Source organism: Zestomonas carbonaria, from assembly GCF_904061905.1.
Taxonomy (GTDB): Bacteria; Pseudomonadota; Gammaproteobacteria; order Pseudomonadales; family Pseudomonadaceae; genus Aquipseudomonas; species Aquipseudomonas carbonaria.
This window is the reverse complement of record NZ_CAJFCI010000045.1, coordinates 94,083-115,743: the sequence shown is the minus strand read 5'-3', so window position 1 is coordinate 115,743 and position 21,661 is coordinate 94,083. Positions and strand designations below refer to the sequence as shown.

Annotated in this window: 22 protein-coding genes; 6 read left to right on the top strand and 16 right to left on the bottom strand. The window is 65.9% G+C overall.

Going from position 1 to position 21,661, the window contains the following annotated elements; translation table 11 throughout:
• Positions 1-6 precede the first annotated feature (6 nt).
• The 3 genes from PSEWESI4_RS12015 to xerD form a co-directional block, all read right to left on the bottom strand.
• On the bottom strand, positions 7-1,311 hold the full coding sequence (locus PSEWESI4_RS12015) for a homoserine dehydrogenase (RefSeq protein WP_187671430.1): 1,305 nt from the start codon (positions 1,309-1,311) through the stop codon (positions 7-9).
• A gap of 116 nt (positions 1,312-1,427) precedes the next feature.
• The gene (locus PSEWESI4_RS12010) at positions 1,428-2,153 is read right to left on the bottom strand and encodes a thioredoxin fold domain-containing protein (protein WP_187671429.1); all 726 of its coding nucleotides are present in this window, start codon (positions 2,151-2,153) and stop codon (positions 1,428-1,430) included.
• A gap of 528 nt (positions 2,154-2,681) precedes the next feature.
• Positions 2,682-3,578: a site-specific tyrosine recombinase XerD gene (gene xerD / locus PSEWESI4_RS12005; protein ID WP_187671428.1), complete on the bottom strand. Its 897-nt coding sequence runs from the start codon at positions 3,576-3,578 to the stop codon at positions 2,682-2,684.
• Positions 3,579-3,664: 86 nt separating this feature from the next.
• Between xerD and PSEWESI4_RS12000 the strand changes: the two genes are divergently transcribed.
• On the top strand, positions 3,665-5,500 hold the full coding sequence (locus PSEWESI4_RS12000) for a cation:proton antiporter (protein ID WP_187671427.1): 1,836 nt from the start codon (positions 3,665-3,667) through the stop codon (positions 5,498-5,500).
• A gap of 98 nt (positions 5,501-5,598) precedes the next feature.
• On the top strand, positions 5,599-6,282 hold the full coding sequence (locus tag PSEWESI4_RS11995; RefSeq protein WP_187671426.1) for a hypothetical protein: 684 nt from the start codon (positions 5,599-5,601) through the stop codon (positions 6,280-6,282).
• 157 nt (positions 6,283-6,439) lie between these two features.
• Here the strand turns inward: PSEWESI4_RS11995 and rplS are convergent, their stop codons facing one another.
• The 5 genes from rplS to ffh form a co-directional block, all read right to left on the bottom strand.
• Positions 6,440-6,790, bottom strand: a complete 351-nt coding sequence (gene rplS / locus PSEWESI4_RS11990) for a 50S ribosomal protein L19 (protein ID WP_187671425.1) — start codon at positions 6,788-6,790, stop codon at positions 6,440-6,442.
• Positions 6,791-6,832: 42 nt separating this feature from the next.
• Positions 6,833-7,585: a tRNA (guanosine(37)-N1)-methyltransferase TrmD gene (trmD, locus tag PSEWESI4_RS11985; RefSeq protein WP_187671424.1), complete on the bottom strand. Its 753-nt coding sequence runs from the start codon at positions 7,583-7,585 to the stop codon at positions 6,833-6,835.
• A 20-nt stretch (positions 7,586-7,605) separates the two neighbouring features.
• Entirely contained in the window at positions 7,606-8,142 is a 537-nt protein-coding gene (rimM, locus tag PSEWESI4_RS11980) for a ribosome maturation factor RimM (RefSeq protein ID WP_187671423.1), read from the bottom strand.
• 5 nt (positions 8,143-8,147) lie between these two features.
• The gene (gene rpsP / locus PSEWESI4_RS11975) at positions 8,148-8,399 is read right to left on the bottom strand and encodes a 30S ribosomal protein S16 (RefSeq protein ID WP_187671422.1); all 252 of its coding nucleotides are present in this window, start codon (positions 8,397-8,399) and stop codon (positions 8,148-8,150) included.
• Between the two features lie 134 nt (positions 8,400-8,533).
• The gene (ffh, locus tag PSEWESI4_RS11970) at positions 8,534-9,907 is read right to left on the bottom strand and encodes a signal recognition particle protein (RefSeq protein ID WP_187671421.1); all 1,374 of its coding nucleotides are present in this window, start codon (positions 9,905-9,907) and stop codon (positions 8,534-8,536) included.
• A 310-nt stretch (positions 9,908-10,217) separates the two neighbouring features.
• On the opposite strand from ffh, the gene PSEWESI4_RS11965 reads away from it, so the two are divergent.
• Both PSEWESI4_RS11965 and PSEWESI4_RS11960 read left to right on the top strand, forming a co-directional pair.
• Positions 10,218-11,018: a cytochrome C assembly family protein gene (locus tag PSEWESI4_RS11965; RefSeq protein ID WP_187671420.1), complete on the top strand. Its 801-nt coding sequence runs from the start codon at positions 10,218-10,220 to the stop codon at positions 11,016-11,018.
• Positions 11,015-11,848, top strand: coding sequence for a transporter associated domain-containing protein (locus PSEWESI4_RS11960; protein ID WP_187671419.1), 834 nt, complete (start codon positions 11,015-11,017; stop codon positions 11,846-11,848). Before PSEWESI4_RS11965 ends, PSEWESI4_RS11960 begins: the two co-directional genes overlap by 4 nt.
• A gap of 41 nt (positions 11,849-11,889) precedes the next feature.
• Here the strand turns inward: PSEWESI4_RS11960 and PSEWESI4_RS11955 are convergent, their stop codons facing one another.
• Genes PSEWESI4_RS11955 through PSEWESI4_RS11935 form a run of 5 tightly spaced genes read right to left on the bottom strand, consistent with a single transcriptional unit; the run spans position 11,890 to position 15,235 of the window.
• Positions 11,890-12,651 (bottom strand): SGNH/GDSL hydrolase family protein, encoded by a 762-nt coding sequence (locus PSEWESI4_RS11955; protein WP_408004302.1) that lies wholly within the window; start codon positions 12,649-12,651, stop codon positions 11,890-11,892.
• Positions 12,648-13,829 carry a formate-dependent phosphoribosylglycinamide formyltransferase gene (purT, locus tag PSEWESI4_RS11950; RefSeq protein ID WP_187671418.1) on the bottom strand — a complete coding sequence of 394 codons (1,182 nt, stop codon included), beginning with the start codon at positions 13,827-13,829 and terminating at the stop codon, positions 12,648-12,650. The genes PSEWESI4_RS11955 and purT overlap by 4 nt, the downstream gene beginning before the upstream one ends.
• A gap of 42 nt (positions 13,830-13,871) precedes the next feature.
• On the bottom strand, positions 13,872-14,063 hold the full coding sequence (locus PSEWESI4_RS11945) for a DUF1289 domain-containing protein (RefSeq protein WP_187671417.1): 192 nt from the start codon (positions 14,061-14,063) through the stop codon (positions 13,872-13,874).
• Positions 14,063-14,587, bottom strand: coding sequence for a gamma carbonic anhydrase family protein (locus PSEWESI4_RS11940; RefSeq protein WP_187671416.1), 525 nt, complete (start codon positions 14,585-14,587; stop codon positions 14,063-14,065). Before PSEWESI4_RS11940 ends, PSEWESI4_RS11945 begins: the two co-directional genes overlap by 1 nt.
• Before the next feature lie 45 nt (positions 14,588-14,632).
• Positions 14,633-15,235: a CoA pyrophosphatase gene (locus tag PSEWESI4_RS11935; RefSeq protein ID WP_187671455.1), complete on the bottom strand. Its 603-nt coding sequence runs from the start codon at positions 15,233-15,235 to the stop codon at positions 14,633-14,635.
• 171 nt (positions 15,236-15,406) lie between these two features.
• Here PSEWESI4_RS11935 and PSEWESI4_RS11930 point away from each other — a divergent pair, with 171 nt between their 5' ends.
• On the top strand, positions 15,407-15,970 hold the full coding sequence (locus PSEWESI4_RS11930; RefSeq protein WP_187671415.1) for an NUDIX hydrolase: 564 nt from the start codon (positions 15,407-15,409) through the stop codon (positions 15,968-15,970).
• Between the two features lie 41 nt (positions 15,971-16,011).
• The gene (locus tag PSEWESI4_RS11925) at positions 16,012-16,515 is read left to right on the top strand and encodes a L,D-transpeptidase family protein (protein ID WP_187671414.1); all 504 of its coding nucleotides are present in this window, start codon (positions 16,012-16,014) and stop codon (positions 16,513-16,515) included.
• A gap of 83 nt (positions 16,516-16,598) precedes the next feature.
• Here the strand turns inward: PSEWESI4_RS11925 and PSEWESI4_RS11920 are convergent, their stop codons facing one another.
• The 3 genes from PSEWESI4_RS11920 to purL form a co-directional block, all read right to left on the bottom strand.
• Positions 16,599-16,916 (bottom strand): Nif3-like dinuclear metal center hexameric protein, encoded by a 318-nt coding sequence (locus tag PSEWESI4_RS11920; protein WP_187671413.1) that lies wholly within the window; start codon positions 16,914-16,916, stop codon positions 16,599-16,601.
• A gap of 158 nt (positions 16,917-17,074) precedes the next feature.
• Positions 17,075-17,347: a CDGSH iron-sulfur domain-containing protein gene (locus tag PSEWESI4_RS11915; protein ID WP_187671412.1), complete on the bottom strand. Its 273-nt coding sequence runs from the start codon at positions 17,345-17,347 to the stop codon at positions 17,075-17,077.
• Positions 17,348-17,645: 298 nt separating this feature from the next.
• A complete protein-coding gene (gene purL / locus PSEWESI4_RS11910) occupies positions 17,646-21,542 on the bottom strand; it encodes a phosphoribosylformylglycinamidine synthase (RefSeq protein WP_187671411.1) in 3,897 nt (1,298 codons plus the stop codon).
• Positions 21,543-21,661 lie beyond the last annotated feature (119 nt).

Sequence of the window (21,661 nt, the reverse complement as noted above, 5' to 3'; positions counted from 1 at the left end):
ACAGCCTCAAGCGAGCTGTTCGACACGAATCCGCACAACGTTGCCAACCACCCCTTCCAACGCCTCCAGGGCGTCGATGGCTTCGTCGATCTGCGCTTCGCGCACGCGGTGGGTGACCAGGATCATCGGGATCAGGCCGTCATGCTCCTCGACTTCCTTCTGCATGATCGACTCTATGTTGATGCCGCGCTCGGACAGGATGCTCGCCACCTGGGCCAGCACGCCGGGATGGTCCTTGGCCTGGATGCGCAGGTAATACGCGCTCTCGCAGGCTTCGATCGGCAGGATCGGGTGGTCGGACAGCGAATCCGGCTGGAAGGCCAGGTGCGGCACGCGGTTTTCCGGGTCGGTGGTCAGCGCGCGGACCACGTCCACCAGGTCGGCGACCACCGAGGAAGCGGTCGGCTCCATGCCGGCGCCGGCGCCGTAGAACAGGGTGGACCCGGCGGCGTCGCCGTTGACCATCACCGCGTTCATCACGCCGTTGACGTTGGCGATCAGGCGATCGGCGGGTATCAGGGTCGGGTGCACGCGCAGCTCGATGCCGGCCTCGGTCGACCGGGCCACGCCGAGGTGCTTGATGCGGTAGCCCAGCGCCTCGGCGTAGTTGACGTCGGCGGTGGTCAGCTTGGTGATGCCCTCGGTGTAGGCCTTGTCGAACTGCAACGGGATGCCGAAGGCGATGGACGCGAGGATGGTCAGCTTGTGGGCGGCGTCGATGCCTTCCACGTCGAAGGTCGGGTCGGCTTCGGCATAGCCGAGCGCCTGGGCTTCCTTGAGCACGTCGTCGAAGGTGCGGCCCTTCTCGCGCATTTCGCTGAGGATGAAGTTGCCGGTGCCGTTGATGATCCCGGCCAGCCAGTTGATGCGGTTGCCGGCCAGGCCCTCGCGGATCGCCTTGATCACCGGGATGCCGCCGGCCACGGCGGCTTCGAAGGCAACGATCACGCCCTTCTCGCGGGCCTTGGCGAAGATCTCGTTGCCGTGTACGGCGATCAGCGCCTTGTTGGCGGTGACCACGTGCTTGCCATTCTCGATGGCCTTGAGCACCAGCTCGTGGGCCACGGTGTAGCCGCCGATCAGCTCGATGACCACGTCGATTTCCGGGTTGCCGGCCACGTCGAACACGTTGTTGGTAATCGGGGTGCCGGTAATGTCGCACTGCGGGTTGTGCGAACGCAGGGCGATCTGCGCCACTTCGATGCCACGCCCGGCACGACGCGCGATTTCCTCGGCGTTGCGCTTGAGCACGTTGAAGGTGCCGCCACCGACGGTACCCAACCCACAGATGCCAACTTTGACCGGTTTCACACTCGACTCCCCATCTGCACTGCGTAAAACGGCCGAGCGATGCCCGGCCGTGAGTATTGAAGGAGCCGCACCTTACGAAGCGGCCCGCTAATAGTCAATCGGACGCAGCCCCCGGATTACTTGGCCTCGAGGGCCAGCTTGGCGAGCTGCGGGGCCGGCTGGTAGCCGGGGATCATCTGGCCATTGCCGAGGACGATGGCCGGAGTGCCCTGCACGCCGATCATCTGGCCCAGCTCATACTGCTTGACCACCGGGTTGTCGCACTTGGCCTCCGGCAGGTCCTCGCGCGCCTTGGCGCGGTTCATCGCGGCCTGGCGGTCCTTGGAGCACCAGACGCTGACCAGGGTGTTGTAGCCATGGCTGCCGACGCCCTGGCGCGGGAAGGCCACGTAGCGCACCTCGATGCCACGGCGATTGAGTTCCGGCACCTCGCTGTGCAGCTTCTGGCAGTAGCCGCAGTCGGTGTCGGTGAACACGGTGATATGGGCCTTCGGCTCCTTGGGCGCGAACACCACCATCTCGCTGGCCGGGATCGCGTTGATTTCCTTGGCGATGCCGAGGCTTTCCGCCCGCTCGGTGAGGTTGATCGCCTGACCGTCCTTGACCTGGTAGAGGTAGCCCTGCATCAGGTACTGGCCGTCGCCGCTGGCATACAACTGGCGCCCGCCCTTGAGCTGCACCTGGTAGACGCCGCTCATCGGGCTTTCCGCGATGGCCTCGACCGGCAGGTCGGGTTGCAGGGCCTTCAGGGTGCTGCGGATAGCCTGGTCGGGATCGGCGGCCAGGGCAGCGCTGCCAACGAAGCCGAGGGCGGCGGCAGCGAGGATTCGGGTCACGCGCATGGATACTCCTGTCGAGCGGCGGGCGGTGTTGCGGATGGACGAAGCCTACCACAGAAGGCCGGGAAGGCCGATGGCGGCAGGTCGGCTGGAGGCTGGCCACGCCGCTTCTACGTCAAGCTTTTTCGCGGCCATGGAACTGGGCGTCCCCGCCGATCCTACGAACACGGCTTCGATGCCGACCTGTAGGAGCGCGCCATGCGTGCGATCCCCGGCAACGCCAGAGCATCGCCAGCAAGCTGGCTCCTACAACAGCGGACGAGTAGCCCGGATGCAATCCGGGGAAGCCCTCTCGGATTGCATCCGGGCTACGTGGCTGTTGCTTTTATTGGATTCCCGCGAACGCGGGAATCCAATAAACAACGCAGGAGCGAGCTCTGCTCGCGATCCTCCACAACGCCCAGAGCATCGCCAGCAAGCCGGCTCCTACAAAAGCACCGGGCTACGTGGTGGGCTAAAGCCCACCCTACCCTGCAAAAGCGAACCGCTTTTTCGTCCAGCCTTCCAGCCTCCAGCGCTCCTACCCAGCCCTCACCCCCGCGGATGGTGCCTGGCATGCAGGTCTTGCAGCCGCGCCTTGGCGATATGGGTATAGATCTGCGTGGTCGACAGGTCCTGGTGGCCGAGCAGCATCTGCACCGTGCGCAGGTCGGCGCCATGGTTGAGCAGGTGGGTGGCGAAGGCATGGCGCAGGGTGTGCGGCGACAGCGGCTTGGCGATCCCGGCGACCCGCGCCTGGTGCTTGATGCGGTGCCAGAAGGTCTGCCGGGTCATTTGCTCGCCGCGCAGGCTGGGGAACAGCACGTCGCTGGGCTTGCCGCCGAGCAGCAGCGGGCGGGCCTCGACTTCGTAGCGCTCGATCCAGGCGATCGCCTCCTCGCCGAGGGGCACCAGGCGCTCCTTGCGCCCCTTGCCGAACACCATCAGCACGCCCTGGCGCAGGTTGACCTGCTCGAGGGTCAACCCGACCAGTTCGCTGACCCGCAGGCCGCAGGCATACAGCACTTCGAGCATCGCGCGGTCACGCAAACCGATCGGGTCGTCCACATCGGGCGCGGCGAGCAGTGCCTCGACATCCGCCTCGCTGAGCGACTTCGGCAGCGGCCGGCCGATACGTGGCAGCTCCACCTGCAAGGTCGGGTCCTCGGCGATCAGTCCCTCGCCGAGCAGGTAGCGGTAGAAGCCGCGCAACCCGGACAGGAAGCGCGCGGTGGAGCGCGCCACGTAGCCTTCGTTGAGGCGCCAGGCGAGGTGGTCGAGGATCACCTCACGGCCGGCGGCGGGCAGTTCCAGGCCGCGCGCCTGCAACCAGCCGTTGAAGTGCGCCAGGTCGCTGCGATAGGCGGAGCGGGTGTGCTCGGACAGCCCCTTTTCCAGCCACAGGGCGTCGAGGAAGCGGTCGATCAGAGGGTGGTCCAGGGCGGGCATACGGGCACTACATCATCTACTGACAGGGCGCGACTAGTCTTTCATGGACTGGCCATGTACGGACAGGCTCTCGAAAAAGGAATTCCATGAACGAACAGCAGATATTCCTCGCCATCGGCGGCATCGGCGCCGCCGCCCTCGCCTGCCAGTGGCTGGCCTGGCGCCTGCGCCTTCCGGCGATCCTGTTCCTCCTGCTGAGCGGCATCCTCGCCGGGCCGATCCTCGGCTGGCTCGACCCCCAGGCGCTGTTCGGTCCCCTGCTGTTCCCGCTGGTGTCGCTGGCCGTGGCGCTGATCCTGTTCGAAGGCAGCCTGACCCTGCGCTTCGGCGAGTGGCACGAGATCGGCAGCGTGGTGCGGCGCCTGGTCACCCTCGGCGCGCTGGCCACCGGCGCGGTGATCGCCGTGGCCACCCATTACCTGCTGGACTTCCCCTGGCCGATGGCGGTGCTGTTCGGCACCCTGACCCTGGTCACCGGCCCTACGGTGATCGCGCCGATGCTGCGGGTCGTCAGGCCGAAGGCGTCGATCGCCAACATCCTGCGCTGGGAAGGCATCGTCATCGACCCGATCGGCGCCCTGCTCGCCGTGGTGGTGTACAGCTACATCGTCGCCAGCGACCAGGCCACCGGCCTGCTGCTCAGCCTGCGGATCTTCGCCGGGGTGATCCTCTGCGGCATCGCCTTCGGCCTGGCCGGCGGCTGGCTGTTCGGCCAGTTGCTGCGCCGCCACTGGCTGCCCGAGTACCTGCACAACCTGGCGGCGCTGGCGGTGGTGCTCGGCGTGTTCATCGCCGCCAACCTCACGGTGCACGAGTCCGGCCTGCTGGCGGTGACGGTGATGGGCATGTGCCTGGCCAACCTGAAAGGCGTGGACGTCGAGCCGATCCTGCATTTCAAGGAAAACCTCAGCGTGCTGCTGATCTCCGCCCTGTTCATCCTGCTCGCCGCGCGCCTCGACCTGCAGGCCTTGCTGGCCCTCGGCCCGGCGGTGCTGCTCCTGCTGGCGGTGATCCAGTTCGTCGCCCGGCCACTTTGCGTCGCGCTCTCCACCTTCGGCTCGGGGCTCGGCTGGCGCGAACGCCTGCTGTTGTCCTGGATCGCCCCGCGCGGCATCGTCGCCGCCGCGGTGTCGGCAATCTTCGCCGTGCGCCTGCACGAGTCCGGACACGCCAACGCCCACCTGCTGGTGCCGCTGACTTTCGCGGTGATCATCGGCACGGTGATCCTGCAGAGCGCCACCGCGCGACCGCTTGCGCGCCTCCTCAAGGTCGCCGAACCAGCGCCGAGCGGCTTCCTGATCGTCGGCGCGAACCGGGCGGCGCGCGCAGTGGCCGTAGCCTTGCAACAGCTCGGATGCCGTGTGCTGCTCACCGACTCGAGCTGGGAGAACATCAGCGCCGCGCGCATGGACAACCTGCCCACCTACTTCGGCAACCCGGCCTCGCAACATGCCGATGCCCATCTCGACCTGGTCGGCCTCGGCTGCTTGCTGGCCCTCTCCCCGGCTGGCGAACTGAACGCCCTGGCGTGCATGCGCTTCCGCCACGAGTTCGGCCGGCACCGCCTGTACAGCCTGGCCAGCAGCCTGGAAAGCCGTCTCGGCGACAAGCACCGCACCAGCCTGGAGCATCGCGGCCAGTCGTTCGGCAGCCAGCCACTGACCTACACTCAGTTGGCCAACCGCCTGAGCCAGGGCGCCGAGCTGTACACCACCACGTTGACCAAGGGCTTCGGCTGGGCGGACTACCAGGCGCTGCACGGCGAGCGGGCCAACCTGCTGTTCGCCCGCACCGCCGAAGGCTGGGTGCATGTGGTCACTCCCGGGTTCGCCCTCGAACCGCAACCCGGCTGGGTGCTGGTGGCGCTGGTCGAGCCGGAAGTGGCGTGCGACCACTTATCGGCAAAGACGGCCGAAGCGTGACAAGCATGCCGTCACCCTATCTTTGGTCGGGTGACATCCAGGATTGCGCGACCCATCATGATGCCATGTAGCCATCAATTTCAGCGTTCGGACGCCCCATGCCCAATCATCAGAATTCCCGCCTTGGCCAGATCCTGCTCAACAAAGGGCTGATCGATCACACCCAACTGGACGCGGCCATCCGCCTGCAGACACAGGGCGGCAAGCGCCTCGGGGAGATCCTTGTCGAACAGGGCATTCTGAGCGAACGCCAACTCAAGCAGGCGCTGAAGAAGCAGAGCAACCTGCGTCTGGCCGCCACCCTGGTGGCCGCCCTGCTCAGCCCGTTCCAACTGGCCAGCGCCGATATCCAGCGCCTGCAACCCAGCAACGGCTCGCCGACCCGCCAGGCAAGCCCGGGCAACCTCGATCCACTCAGCGACCGGGAGATGCGCAACGTCAGCGCCCAGGGCCTGGACGACGCGTTGCAAAGCCTGTTTCTCCAGGCCGAAAGCGGCGACGGCCTGGCCACCGTGAAACAGTTGACCAAGCTGGTGATGCCGGTGCTGGACAGCCTGGAGGCGGAAACCTCGCTACGGGATGTGCGCTACGACACCAGCAAGGCCGCGCCGCAGCTCAACGCCGACGGCTCGCTGAACGTGCGCCTGCCCAGTTCCATCGGCGAACTGCGCTTCGACAACATCCGCGTCGCCGACAGCGCGCCGCAACAACGCCTCGGCAGCCTGAGCCTGCACGACATCGACCTGTCGCGGGCCAGCCTGAGGATCAGCCTGAGGCCCTGAAGGACGACTCCCCATCCATGAATGGCATGCAGGAGGCGCAGAAACCTTCAGCTTTGCGGGATGTGGAACGGGCCGGGCCGCCTCCGAACCACATTCCGCAGGCATGAAAAAAGCAGCCCGAAGGCTGCTTTTTTCGATTCCCGCGGGAAAAGGTCGATCAGACCAGTTTTTCCTTGATGCGGGCGGCTTTGCCGGACAGGTCGCGCAGGTAGTACAGCTTGGCCTTGCGCACGTCGCCGCGGCGCTTGACGCTGATGCTGTCGACCAGCGGAGAGTAGGTCTGGAAGGTACGCTCGACGCCCACGCCGCTGGAGATCTTGCGCACGGTGAAGGCGCTGTTCAGGCCGCGGTTGCGCTTGCCGATGACCACGCCTTCGAAGGCCTGCAGACGCGAACGGTCGCCTTCCTTCACTTTCACTTGCACGATCACGGTGTCGCCAGGGGCGAAAGCCGGGATCTCTTTGCTCATCTGTTCAGCTTCGAGTTGCTGAATGATCTTGTTGGTCATCTCTGTGCTCCTAAGGCCGGCCTCTGGCCTGCCATCGATACGTTAACTATCGTCCCGCTGACGGAGGTATTCCGCCAACAGCTCTTGTTCTTCTCCAGAAAGCGAGCGGCAATCCAGAAGATCGGCGCGCCGTTCGTAGGTCCTTCCCAAGGACTGCTGCAAACGCCAACGCCGGATGTGTTCATGGTTGCCGCCAAGCAGCACCTCAGGAACACGTTGCCCCGCATACACCTCAGGTCGGGTGTAGTGCGGACAGTCGAGCAGGCCGTCGGTAAACGAGTCCTCCTCGGCAGAATTCGCATGGCCCAATGCACCGGGCAGCAAACGCGTCACCGCGTCGATCAGCACCATGGCCGGCAATTCACCGCCGGACAGCACGTAGTCGCCAATCGACCATTCCTCATCGACATGCGCCTCGATAAAGCGCTCGTCGATGCCTTCATAACGTCCAGCGATGAGGATCAGCGCCTCCTCCTTCGCCAGTTCACGGACCGCCGACTGGGTCAGCTTGCGGCCCTGCGGCGACAGGTAGATCACCTTCGCCGGCCCCTCGACCGCCTGCCTGGCATCAAGCAGTGCGTCTTCGAGCGGCTTGATCTTCATCACCATGCCGGGACCGCCGCCGAACGGCCGGTCGTCGACCGTGTGATGACGATCCGTGGTGTAGCTCCGCGGGTTCCAGCAGGTCAACTGCAACAATCCCTGCTTCACCGCACGGCTGGTGATTCCATATTCGCTGATGGCGGCAAACATCTCGGGGAACAGGGTGATGACTTCGACGCGCAGGCTAGGCATGTTGCGTACTAACCCGGGTTTCAGAAATCCGCATCCCAGTCCACCCTCATCTCACCGGCTGCCAGGTCGATACTCAGAACGCACTGCTCCGTGTAGGGCAGCAAGCGCTCGCGATCGTCCAGGCTGCCCGTGCAGGGCTTGACCACCATGACATCGTTCGAGCCGGTCTCCAGGAGGTGATCGATGCGTCCGAGCAACTGCCCGGCCTGATCGATGACCTTGAGACCTTCCAGCTGGTACCAGTAGTACTCGCCTTCGGCCAGTTGCGGCAGCTCGCCGCGCGGGACGCAGATCTCGAAACCGGCGAAAGCTCGCGCTTCCTCACGGTCGTCGAGGCCGTCGAGCTTGGCCACCAGGACCTTACCCTGCAACCGTCCCCTGACTTGCTCAACCTGACGGGTCTCGCCCTCGCGCCTTAGCGTCCAGTGGCGATAGTCCAGCAGGTTGTCGATCGGGTCGGTAAAGGAATAGACCTTCACCTCGCCACGCACGCCGTGCACCGAAACGATCTTGCCGATGACGATCAGATCATCGGCCGGGGCAGGCGTCGCGCTCATACTGCTCAGGCTGCGGCCTTGGCAGCTTCCTTGAGCAACTGGGCAACGCGCTCGGACGGCTGGGCGCCCTGGCTCAGCCAGTAGTTGGCGCGCTCCTGGTCGACGGACAGACGCACTTCACTACCAGCGGCAACCGGGTTGAAGAAGCCGATGCGCTCGACGAAGCGACCATCGCGCGCGTTGCGGCTGTTGGTCACGGTCAGGTGGTAGAACGGGCGCTTTTTGGAGCCGCCGCGAGCAAGACGGATAGTTACCATGTGAACATCGTTCCTGTAGTCGGTACTAGCAAATCTGGTCAATCAAGCCGGACACGGGGCCCGAAAGGCCGCATATTCTAAGGGGTATCCGGCCTTTTGCAAACCCATTTTTCAGCCACCTGTCCAGCGGCGTCTCAAACCTTGGGCATACCGCCGGGGAACATGCCGCCCAGGCCGCGCATCATCTTGGCCATGCCGCCCTTGGCGGTGAATTTCTTCATCATCTTCTGCATCTGCTTGTGCTGCTTGATCAGCCGGCCGACATCCTGCACCTGGGTGCCGGAACCAAGGGCGATGCGCCGCTTGCGCGAGCCGCTGATGATCTCCGGATCGCGGCGCTCGGCCGGGGTCATGGAGTTGATGATGGCTTCCATCTGCTTGAACTGCTTCTCGGCAACGCCCTGGGCGCCGCCCATCTGCGCCAGGTTGACGCCGCCGAGCTGCGGCAGCTTGTCCATCAGGCCGCCGAGGCCGCCCATGTTCTTCATCTGCTGCAACTGGTCGCGGAAATCCTCGAGGTCGAAGCCCTTGCCCTTCTTGAGCTTCTTGGTCAGCTTCTCGGCCTTCTCGCGGTCGAGGGTCTGCTCGGCCTTCTCGATCAGGCTGAGCACGTCGCCCATGCCGAGGATGCGCGAGGCGATGCGGTCCGGATAGAAGGGTTCGAGCGCTTCGCTCTTCTCGCCCATGCCGATGAACTTGATCGGCTTGCCGGTGATGTGGCGCACCGAGAGCGCCGCGCCGCCACGGGCGTCGCCGTCCACCTTGGTGAGCACCACGCCGGTCAGCGGCAGCGCGTCGCCGAAGGCCTTGGCGGTATTGGCGGCGTCCTGGCCGGTCATGGCGTCGACCACGAACAGGGTCTCCACCGGCTTGACCGCGGCATGCAGCGCCTGGATCTCGGCCATCATCTCGGCGTCGACGTGCAGGCGGCCAGCGGTGTCGAGGATCACCACGTCGATGAACTTGAGCTTGGCCTCCCTGATCGCCGCCTCGGCGATGGCCACCGGCTGCTGGCTGATGTCCGAAGGGAAGAAGGTCACGCCGATGTCGCCGGCCAGGGTTTCCAACTGCTTGATCGCCGCAGGGCGGTAGACGTCGGCCGACACCACCAGCACGCTCTTCTTCTTGCGCTCCTTGAGGAAGCGCGCCAGCTTGCCGACGGTGGTGGTCTTGCCCGCGCCCTGCAGACCGGCCATCAGCACCACGGCCGGCGGCGCGGCGTTCAGCGCCAGGTCCTCGTTGGCGGCGCCCATCAGCTCTTCGAGCTCGGCACGGACGATCTTCACGAATGCCTGGCCCGGGGTCAGGCTCTTCGACACCTCGGCACCGACCGCGCGCTCCTTCACCTTGTTGACGAAGTCCTTGACCACCGGCAGGGCGACGTCGGCCTCGAGCAAGGCCATGCGCACTTCGCGCAGGGTGTCCTTGATGTTGTCCTCGGTCAGCTTGGCCTTGCCGGTGACGGTACGCAGCGTATGCGAGAGGCGGTCGGTGAGATTTTCAAACATGCGCGATCCTTTCGAGCTCCGGGCGAGCCGGGAACGTGGGCTTGTAGCAGGCGGCGGATTATAGCGGAGAGGCCCCGACACGGACACTGCCGCTCCGGATCGATAGACAGACGATAAAGACGATAAAAGCGCTGGAAGGCTGGAGGCTTGACGAAAAGCAGGCAGTCGAACGACAACGCCGCGCCATTCGTCCGGCCTTCCAGCCTCCGGCGCTTTTCCATCGAAGGGCTGGCCGCCCTCCCCGGTCTTTCGTGAAAACCCCTTTGTATGCCACACTCAGCCCCTTTCGGGCCCCGTCTTACAAGGATTTATGCAGCCTCTGTTGCCCAGCCTCATCGCCGCCGCACTGTATGCGGCCGCCACCGCCTATCAGTCCCAGCGCCTGACCACGCGCAAGACGCCGGACATGCGCATCCTGCTCCCGCTCGGCGCGCTCGCCCTGCTGGCCCATGCCGTCAGCCTGTTCGCGCAACTGATCACCCCGAGCGGACTGGTCCTCGACTTCTTCAACGCCGCCAGCCTGATCGCCGCGGCGGTGATCGCCCTTACCCTGCTGGCCGTCGTCCGCATCCCGGTGGCGAACCTGCTCCTGCTGCTCTTCCCGCTGGGCTGCCTGACCGTGCTGCTGGCGACGTTCGCACCGGCCGGCACGACGCAGGGTATCAACGAGCATCCGGGCATCCTCGCCCACATCCTGCTGTCGATCCTCGCCTACGGCCTGCTGACCATCGCCATGTTCCAGTCGCTGCTGTTGCTGCTGCAGGACCATCAGCTCAAGCACAAGCATCCGTCCGGGCTGATCCGCAACTTCCCGCCGCTGCAGACCATGGAAAGCCTGCTGTTCGGCTTCCTGTGGGGCGGCTGGGTGCTGCTGTCGCTGTCGCTGCTGTCCGGCTGGCTGTTCCTCGACGACCTGTTCGCCCAGCACCTGGTGCACAAGACCCTGCTGGCCTGCGTGGCCTGGGTGATCTTCGGCGTGCTGCTGTGGGGCCGCCACCAGCGCGGCTGGCGCGGCCACAAGGCGATCCGCTGGACGCTGGCGGGCTTCTGCCTGCTGATGCTGGCCTACTTCGGCAGCAAACTGGTGCGTGAATTCATCCTGCATATATGAACAGCTTCGCTAGCGGCCTGCTGCTTGGCCTGTTGCTTGCCCTGCTCACCGCCCTCGCGATGAGCCTCGGGCGGCGTCGAGCGCCACGCCGCAGCGAGCAGTCCGCCGAGGCGCACGACGAACCCTCGCCACCGCTGCTCCAGGCGTTCCGGCAGGTGCGCATCAAGTCGATCATGGTGCCGCGCAGCGAGATCCAGGGCATCGACATCGGCGCGGAACCGGCACGCATCCTCGAACAACTGTGCAACGCCACCCATACCCGCCTTCCGCTGTACCGTGGCGACATCAACCACATCGAAGGCCTGCTGCACGTTCGCCAGATCGCCCCGTTGCTCGGCCGCGACGACCTGGACGGCGCCAGCCTGCTGGCCGCCAGCAAGGATGCCTACTTCGTGCCGGAAAGCACGCCGCTGCTCACCCAACTGGTCAACTTCCAGAAGGAAAAACGGCGCATCGCGATCGTGGTCGACGAATACGGCGAGGTGCTCGGCCTGGTCAGCCTGGAAGACATCTTCCGCGAGTTGATCGGCGAGTTCGGCAATCTCGACGAACTCGGCCCGAACCCGGCGATCCAGATCGAAGACGACGGCCGCTACAGCCTGGATGGCTCCATCCACCTGCGTGAACTGAACCGTGCGCTGGGCTGGCAATTGCCCTGCGACGGCCCGAAGACGCTCAACGGCCTGATCACCGAAGCCCTCGAACAGATCCCCGAGAACTGCGTGTGCCTGAAGATCGGGCCCTATCGCCTGGAAACCCTGGAAACCAGCGAGAACCGAGTGCTGCGCGTACGCGCCTGGCGTGCCAGCCTGCAGGAACCGGCCAGGTAGCGGCCGCCGCGGGCCATCGCGGCCATGGGCCGCTCCTACGCCTAGGGCGCTGGGCCTTGTGCAGTGTTTATTGGGTCCCCCACCCGACTCCCCAGCACCTCGGCCAGGCTTTCGCCCCAGACCCGATAACCAAGCGCCGAGGGGTGGTAGCCATCGATGGCCAGGAGATCCCGCTGCATGCTGATGGCCACGCCACAGTAGGTCACCGCCGACTCCAGCGCCTGGTTGCGCAGATGCTCATCCATCAGCGCGGCGCGCCAGCCGAGCAGGCGGCGCAGCAGCCAGGGCAAGGCATGGAAATGCTGCAAGGGCGGCACCGCCGTGCACACCACCTGGGTGCCCTGCCCCTGGAAATGCCCGATCAGCCGCCGCAAGGCCGCACGCCAGTCGGCAACCGAAGTGAAATGCGTGGTGTCGTTGACGCCGAACACCAGAACCGCCAGGTCGAAACGCTCCTGCGCCAACGGCAGCAGACGCTGGCAGGCCTCCCCGGCAGTGATGCCGTTCTCGCCCAGCGCCCGCCAGAGCACCGGACGCCCCAGGCGCCGGGCAAGCGCGGCGGCCAGTTGCCCGGCCAGGGCCTGGTCCAGGCAGGATGCGCCGACGCCGGCGACGGTCGATTCGCCCAGCAGCAACAGGTCGAGCGGCTGACCGGGCAGTTCGGCCGCGGCCAGGCCATGCGCATCGCCGGCCGCCGGCTCCAGTCTCAGTGCCGTGCATCTGGTGCGCAGCGCCAGCGGCAGCAGCACAGGCATCAACGGTAGCGCAACCGCCCACCAGGCCAGGCCGCGCCAGGCGTTCACAGCTCGACGCCGACCGCCTGCGCCGAGCGGGTGGCTTTCGCCCGCGCCAGATCGACCGACTCGTCACGGGCCAGGGCCACGCCCATGCGCCGCTGGCCGGCGACCTCCGGCTTGCCGAACAGGCGCAGCGCGGTATCCGGCTCGCTCAGCGCGGCGCCGAGGTTGGCGAATGCGGTTTGCTGCGAGTGGCCTTCGACCAGGATCACCGCCGAGGCCGAAGGGCCGAACTGGCGGATCGCCGGGATCGGCAGGCCGAGGATCGCCCGCGCGTGCAGGGCGAACTCCGAGAGATCCTGGGAAATCAGGGTGACCAGCCCGGTATCGTGCGGACGCGGCGAAACTTCGCTGAACCACACCTGGTCGCCCTTGACGAACAGCTCGACGCCGAACAGGCCACGGCCGCCAAGCGCCTCGGTGACCGCCTTCGCGATGCGCTCGGACTCGGCCAGCGCCTTCGGGCTCATCGCCTGGGGCTGCCAGGACTCCTGGTAGTCGCCCTTCTCCTGGCGATGACCGATCGGCGCGCAGAAGGTGGTGCCGCCGACGTGGCGCACGGTGAGCAGGGTGATCTCGTAGTCGAAATCGATGAAGCCCTCGACGATCACCCGCCCGCGACCGGCACGGCCGCCTTCCTGGGCGTAATCCCAGGCCTTCCGCACGTCATCCGGGCCACGCAGCAGGCTCTGCCCCTTGCCGGAGGAGCTCATGATCGGCTTGACCACGCAGGGGAAGCCGAGATCCTCGACCGCGCGGCTGTAGTCTTCGAAGGAGTCGGCGAAGTGATAGGGCGAGGTCGGCAGTTCCAGCTCTTCGGCGGCCAGGCGGCGGATGCCCTCGCGGTTCATGGTCAGTTGCGCGGCGCGGGCGGTGGGGATCACGGTGAAGCCTTCGGCCTCCAGCTCGACCAGGGCGTCGGTGGCGATCGCCTCGATCTCCGGAACGATGTAATGCGGCCGCTCCCGCTCGATCACCGCGCGCAGGGCGGCGCCGTCGAGCATGTCGATCACGTGGCTGCGGTGTGCCACCTGCATGGCCGGGGCATCGGCGTAGCGGTCGACGGCGATCACCTCGACACCGAGGCGCTGCAATTCGATCACCACCTCCTTGCCCAGCTCGCCTGAGCCACACAGCAGGACGCGGGTCGCGCTCGGCGACAGGGGGGTTCCGATACGGGGCATGGGGATTTCCTCGAAAGTCGTGGCGATGGATCGCCGTGCGGATCAGTGAAGCAGGCCCTTGACCCTGGCCCGCTCATGGCAGCGCTTCAATACCTCGCGCCGCTCGTCGTTGTCCATCCGGCCCCAGCGGGTGATTTCCGCCACCGTGCGCTGGCAGCCGGTACAGATGTCATCCTCGTCCAGCGCGCAGATCGACACGCAGGGCGAGGCGACCGGGCGCTCGCGCCGCTCCATCAATCTTCGTCCGGCTGCAGGTCGCGGGCGTAGCGCTGGGCGTTGTGCACGTAGTGGGCGGCACTGGCTTCGAGCATCTTCTTCTGCGCGTCGGTGAGCTCTCGCACCACCTTGCCCGGCGAACCCATCACCAGGGAGCCGTCGGGAATCTCCCTGCCTTCGGGGATCAGCGAGTTGGCGCCGATGATGCAGTACTTGCCGATCTTCGCGCCGTTGAGGATCACCGCATTGATGCCGATCAGGCTGTAATCGTCGACCGTGCAGCCGTGCATCATCACGTTGTGCCCGACGGTGACGCCCTTGCCGAGGGTCAGCGGGTAGCCCATGTCGGTGTGCATGACGGTGCCGTCCTGCACGTTGCTGTTCTCGCCGATCAGGATCAGTTCGTTGTCGCCGCGCAGCACGGCGCCGAACCACACGCTGGCACCGGCTTCCAGCCTGACCTTGCCGATCACCGAAGCATCGGGGGCGATCCAGCTATCCGGATGGGTTTCGACACGGGCGTTGCCCAGGCGGTATTTCATCGGGGTGTCCTCATCAGGCGTCGTTATCGTGCCAGCCGATCGGTATCAGCTCAGCTTTATGAAAGAGGGCGGCGGCTCATGCAGGGAGATGTCGGCGTCGAACAGCAGGTTGACCAGCTCGACCACCATGATCGCGGTCAGACCCCAGATACGGAACTCGCCATAGCGGTAGCTCGGCACGTACCAGCTATGCCCCTGGTAATCGATGCGGTGGGTGACCTCGCGCGGGTCCTGGCGGAAGAACTCCAGCGGCACCGAGAATACCGCGGCGATCTCGCCGTCGTTGGGCTGGTATTCGACGAAATCCGGGACGAGGCCGACGATCGGCGTCACCTTGATGCCATAGCGCGACACCAGCGGACTCAGGGTGCCGACCACTTCCACCAGGCCGGGCGGCAGGCCGACCTCTTCCTGTGCCTCGCGCAGGGCGGTATGCACCAGGTCGCGATCCTCCGGATCGCGCCGCCCGCCGGGGAAGGCCACCTCGCCGCCATGGGTCGACAGGCCGCTGGCGCGCAGGGTCAGCACCAGCTCCGGGTCGTCGCTGCGGGTAATGGGCACCAGTACGGCCGCTTCGGGAAATCCCTGGTCGCTCTCCAGGGTACGTGGCCGGTGACCGCGCACACGTTGGACCAGCTCATCGAGCATGAACATTCTCTATCGTTTCTTCTGTCCGGCATCATGGCATGAAAAAAGTGGGCCACCCAAGCCCTGCGCCGCTTGGTCGCAGTATTCCCCGAGGTGCCGGGACGCCCTGCCGATGCTTGCGGGGTGCCCGGCCGCGCGCCAAGATGGGCCAACCAGTCGAGAGGAAACGGCATGAAATTCTGCAGCCTGTGCGGTGGGCCGCTGAGCCAGCACATCCCGCCCGGCGACAACCGCCTGCGCCATGTCTGCACCCACTGCAACACCGTGCACTACCAGAACCCACGCATCGTCGCCGGCTGCCTGGCGGTGTGGGAGGACCAGGTGCTGCTCTGCAAGCGCGCCATCGAGCCACGCCGCGGCTACTGGACGCTGCCGGCCGGCTTCATGGAGAACAGCGAGACCATGATCGAGGCCGCCTCGCGCGAAACCATGGAGGAAGCCCGGGCGCGGGTCAGCGACCTCGACCTCTATACCCTGTTCGACCTGCCGCACATCAGCCAGGTCTACGTGTTCTTCCGCGCCCGGCTGGTCGACCTGGATTTCTCCGCCGGCGAGGAAAGCCTGGAGGTTCGACTGTTCCGGGAGAACGAGATTCCTTGGTCGGAGCTGGCTTTTCCGACCGTCGGGCGTACCTTAGAATGCTACTTCGCCGACCGGGTAGCGCAGACCTACCCCGTGCGCAACGAACCACTCGAAGCGCTGCGCACGCACTATAAACAGCACAAGAACACCTGATCGCCAAGGCGATCCATCGAAGATCCGGGGAAGTTGTAACGATGCGCTGGTTGCTAGCCGTACTCTGTTTGTCCTTTGCCGCCTGGAGCCATGCCAACGCCACGCCGACTCTGGACGGTCAGCGCGTCGACAAGGTCCTGGTGGTCAAGTCCGAGCGCAAACTGCACCTGATGGGCAAAGGCACCGTGCTGAAGAGCTACCGGGTCTCGCTGGGCAAGCAGCCGGTGGGCCACAAGCAGCGCGAGGGCGACAAGCGCACGCCGGAGGGCTTCTACTGGATCGACTGGCGCAAGACCAGCGACAAGTACAACCTGTCCATGCACATCTCCTACCCCAACATCCGCGACCAGCACCAGGCCCGCGAGGCCGGCGTCCAGCCCGGCGGCATGATCATGATCCACGGCACACCGATCGATGACGAATACCCGGAGTGGTATTTCAGCAGCCTGGACTGGACCGAAGGCTGCATCGCCATGAAGAACACCGACATGCGAGAGGTCTGGAACCTGGTCAAGGACGGGACGTTGATCGAGATTCGGCCGTAAAAGCAGCGGCAAGCTTCAAGCCACAAGCTTCAAGAAAAAGCACGCTGCGACCATCGCTGATGAAGCTTGAAGCTTGCCGCTCCCTAAAACAGCAGATCCGACAACCGCCAGACCTCGAAGGCCGGGGTCTCGTAAGGGTGGGCCTTGCGTAGCGCCTTGACCGCGGCGTGGATCAGTTCGTCGGCCACCACCAACTCGACCTTCCATTCCGCCACCCGCTCCACCTGGCCGGTCTGGCCGAGGAACGGCTGGCTGCCTTGCAACGGCCGGAACTGCCCCTGTCCCAGCACCTGCCAACAGCAACTGTCATAGTTGCCGATCCGGCCGCCACCGGCCTCGAAGATCGCGCTTTTAACCGCATCCAGATGGGACTCCGGCACATAGAAGCACAGCTTGTACATCAAGGTCTCCGTAACGATGGGCGACAGACTGTTCTGGCTGGGCACAGGATAATGGCAATATGCCAACATCTACCACCGAGCACATCACAACGCAGGCGTTGGACTGGAAAAGCTGGCAGGTGTTTCCGCTTGCATAGAGCGTTTAGGAATAAACCAGATCAAGCTCCAAACCAGAATCGTCGCCATTTCGCTCGCCAGCCAGGAGCCGGCGGCGAGTGGCTGCCATCGCAATAGGGCAGGCTCGCCGAATACCCGCAGCGGCACAGCAGCAGGCGTTGCTCGCGTGCGATGGTCAGGCGCAGGGCCTGCGGGCAATCGGGGGAACTGTCGGGACGCTGCGGGCAACGGCCACAGCCGCACAGGCACAGGATTTCGCCGGGATGAACCAGGCGGACTTCGGGGAGGATCGGCGAGGAAGATGGGTCGGGCATGGGGGTTGCCCTTCGAAGGTTGTCTGGAACCGCGGATCGCGGCCATGGGCCGCTCCTACGGGGTAACTACGCCGTGCTTGGCTGGATCGGCGCTTCGGGCATCGCCCCATTTATGAGAGGGCTATGTCTGCATTAAATGTTGCAGTTGGTCGCTCCTACAGAGGGCACTGCTTACAGATCGAGCCTACACCCAGGGAATGGTTTGGCCCCTTTCGCCGGCCCGCTTGCCCTCTCCCGCCCTTCGGGCACCCTCTCCCATGAATGGGAGAGGGTCATCAGATGGGCCTTCGGCCCGCTTTCAGTCCACCCAGACGCGGGCGTTGCGGAACATCCGCAGCCAGCCGCCGTCCTCTTGCCACTCGTCCGGGCGCCAGGAGTTCTGCACGGCGCGGAACACCCGCTCGGGGTGGGGCATCATGATGGTCACGCGGCCGTCGCGGGTGGTCAGGCCGGTGATCCCGCGCGGCGAGCCGTTGGGGTTGGCCGGGTAGTTCTCGGTGACCTTGCCGTAGTTGTCGACGAAGCGCAGCGACACGCAACCGGACAGGTCGGCCTCGAGCAGGGCTTCCTCGCTCTCGAACTCGGCATGTCCCTCGCCGTGGGCGATGGCGATCGGCATGCGCGAACCAGCCATGCCTTGCAGGAAGATCGACGCCGACTCCTGCACCTGGACCATCGCCACGCGCGCCTCGAACTGCTCCGAGCGGTTGCGCACGAAGTGCGGCCAGAACTCGCTGCCGGGGATCAGCTCGTGCAGGTTGGACATCATCTGGCAACCGTTGCACACGCCGAGGGCGAAGCTGTCGCGGCGCTCGAAGAAGGCCTGGAAGGCATCCCGGGCGCGGCTGTTGAACAGCACCGACTTGGCCCAGCCCTCGCCGGCGCCGAGCACGTCGCCGTAGGAGAAGCCGCCACAGGCCACCAGGCCCTTGAACTCCTCCAGATCGACGCGGCCGGCGAGGATGTCGCTCATGTGCACGTCGATGGCGGCGAAACCGGCGCGGTCGAACGCCGCGGCCATTTCCACCTGGCCGTTGACGCCCTGCTCGCGCAGCACCGCCACCTGCGGACGCACGTTCTTCTTGATGAACGGCGCGGCGATATCCTGGTTGACGTCGAAGCTGAGCTTGATGCTCAGGCCCGGATTGTCTTCGTCGAGCAGCGTGTCGAATTCCTGGTCGGCGCAATCGGCATTGTCGCGCAGGCGCTGGATGCGGTAGCTGGTCTCGCTCCACTGGCGCTGCAGCAGGCGGCGCTCGCCGGTGAACACCGGCAGCCCCTCGAAACTGATCACCACCTCGGCACCGTTGACCGGCTGACCGATCACCGACACGCAATCGCCCAGGCCAGCGCCGCTGAACTGGGCCAGCACTTCCGGGGTGGCATCCTGGTGCACCTGGATCACCGCGCCCAGCTCCTCGCTGAACAGCACGGAAGCGACCTCTTCGGCCGAATCGGCCAGGCCGTCGAGGTTGAGGTCGAGACCGCAATGGCCGGCGAAGGCCATTTCCAGCACGGTGGCAAGCAGGCCGCCGTCGGAACGATCGTGGTAGGCCAGCAGGTGACCATCGGCATTCAACCCCTGGATCACCGCGAAGAACGCCTTGAGGTCCTCGGCGTCGTCGACGTCCGGCGCCTGGCGGCCGATCTGGCCGTAGGTCTGCGCGAGGATCGAGCCACCCAGGCGGTTCTGGCCGCGACCGAGGTCGATCAGGATCAGGTCGGTCTCGCCCTTGTCCAGGCGCAACTGCGGCGTGAGGCTCTTGCGGATGTCGGTGACCGGCGCGAAGCCGGAGACCACCAGCGACAGCGGCGCGGTAACGCTCTTCTCGCCCTCGGCATCCTGCCAGCGGGTCTTCATCGACATGGAGTCCTTGCCCACCGGGATGGTGATGCCGAGCGCCGGGCACAGCTCCATGCCCACCGCCTTGACGGTGTCGTACAGGCGCGCGTCCTCGCCCGGGTGGCCGGCGGCGGCCATCCAGTTGGCGGACAGCTTGATGTCGGAAATCTTCTCGATGCGTGCGGCCGCCAGGTTGGTGACGGTCTCGCCGACCGCCATGCGCCCGGATGCCGGGGCGTCCAGCAGGGCCAGCGGGGTACGCTCGCCCATGGCCATGGCTTCGCCGGTGTAGACGTCGAAGCTGGTGGCGGTCACCGCGCAGTCGGCCACTGGCACCTGCCAGGGGCCGACCATCTGGTCGCGGGCCACCAGGCCGGTGATGGTGCGGTCGCCGATGGTGATCAGGAAGCTCTTGCTGGCCACCGCCGGATGGCGCAGCACGCGGGATACCGCCTCGGCGATGTCGATCCCGGCGCCGGCGAAGTCATCGCCCTGCTCGGCCTCGCGGGTCACCGAACGATGCATGCGCGGCGGCTTGCCGAGCAGCACTTCGAGCGGCATGTCCACCGGCTTGTTGCCGAAGTGGCTGTCGGCGACGGTCAGGTGGCGCTCCTCGGTGGCCTCGCCGACCACCGCGAAGGGGCAGCGCTCGCGTTCGCAGATGGCCTTGAAGGCGTCGAAATCGGCAACGTCGACGGACAGCACGTAGCGTTCCTGCGACTCGTTGCACCAGATTTCCAGCGGGCTCATGCCTGGCTCGTCGTTGGGCACCGCGCGCAGCTCGAAGCGACCGCCACGGCCGCCATCGTTGATCAGTTCGGGCAGGGCGTTGGAGATACCGCCGGCGCCGACGTCGTGGATGAACTTGATCGGGTTCCTGTCGCCCAGTTGCCAGCAGCGGTCGATCACTTCCTGGCAACGACGCTCCATTTCCGGGTTCTCGCGCTGTACCGAGGCGAAGTCGAGGTCGGCGGCGCTGGCGCCGGTGGCCATCGACGAGGCGGCACCGCCACCCAGGCCGATCAGCATGGCCGGGCCGCCGAGCACGACCAGCTTGGCGCCGACCGAGATTTCACCTTTCTGGACATGCTCCGCGCGGATGTTGCCCATGCCGCCGGCGAGCATGATCGGCTTGTGGTAGCCGCGCACTTCCTGGCCGCGCGGGCTGCCCACCGCCTGCTCGAAGGTGCGGAAGTAGCCGTTCAGGTTGGGACGGCCGAATTCGTTGTTGAACGCGGCGCCGCCCAGCGGGCCCTCGACCATGATGTCCAGCGCGCTGACGATGCGCTCGGGCTTGCCGTAGGGCTTCTCCCAGGGCTGTTCGAAGCCGGGGATGTTCAGGTTGGAGACGGTGAAGCCGGTCAACCCGGCCTTTGGCTTGGCGCCACGGCCGGTGGCGCCCTCGTCGCGGATCTCGCCGCCGGAACCGGTGGAGGCGCCGGGGAACGGGGCGATGGCGGTCGGGTGGTTGTGGGTCTCGACCTTCATCAGGATGTGCACCGGCTCCTCGACCGCGCCGTACCGGCGGGTTTCGGGATCGGGATAGAAGCGGCCGGCGACGAAACCGCTCATCACGGCGGCGTTGTCCTTGTAGGCGGACAGCACGCCCTCGCGATGCATCTCGTAGGTGTTCTTGATCATGCCGAACAGGGATTTCTCCTGGGCCTGACCGTCGATGTCCCAACTGGCGTTGAAGATCTTGTGCCGGCAGTGCTCGGAGTTGGCCTGGGCGAACATCATCAGCTCGACGTCGTGGGGATTGCGCCCCAGGTCGCCGAAGCTCTTCACCAGGTAGTCGATCTCGTCCTCGGCCAGCGCCAGGCCGAGGTCGAGGTTGGCGCGCTCCAGCGCGGCGCGGCCACCGCCGAGCACGTCGACGATGGTCAGCGGCTTGGGCTGGGCATGGCTGAACAGGCCTTCGGCCTGCTCCAGGCTGTCCAGCACCAGTTGGGTCATGCGATCGTGCAGGGCCTGGGCGATCAGCGCGGCGGCCACGTCGTCGAACTCACCGCTGACGTAGTAGGCGATCCCCCGCTCCAGGCGCTCGATCTTCGCCAGGCCGCAGTTGTGGGCGATGTCGGTGGCCTTGCTCGACCAGGGCGAGATGGTCCCGAAGCGCGGCACCACCAGGAACAGCCGGCCGCTGGGCTCCTGCACCGGCACGCTCGGGCCGTACTTGAGCAGGCGCGCCAGCACGCCCTGCTCGTCTTCCGTGAGGACACCCGTGACCTCGGCGAAGTGGGCGAATTCGGCATACACGCCACTGACGGAGCCGACCTTCTGGGTCAATTGCTCGAGCAGTTTGCCGTGGCGGAAGGCAGAAAGGGCGGGAGCGCCGCGCAGGATCAACATCGTCGGGACAGCCTCGGAGAAGGGGGAGTTCGAAGGCCGTGCATTCTAGCTCAAAGCGCCTGCCAAGGCACCCGTGGCGGGCGCTGGCGGACCAGCGCTATCAGAGAAGGACGTCCCTG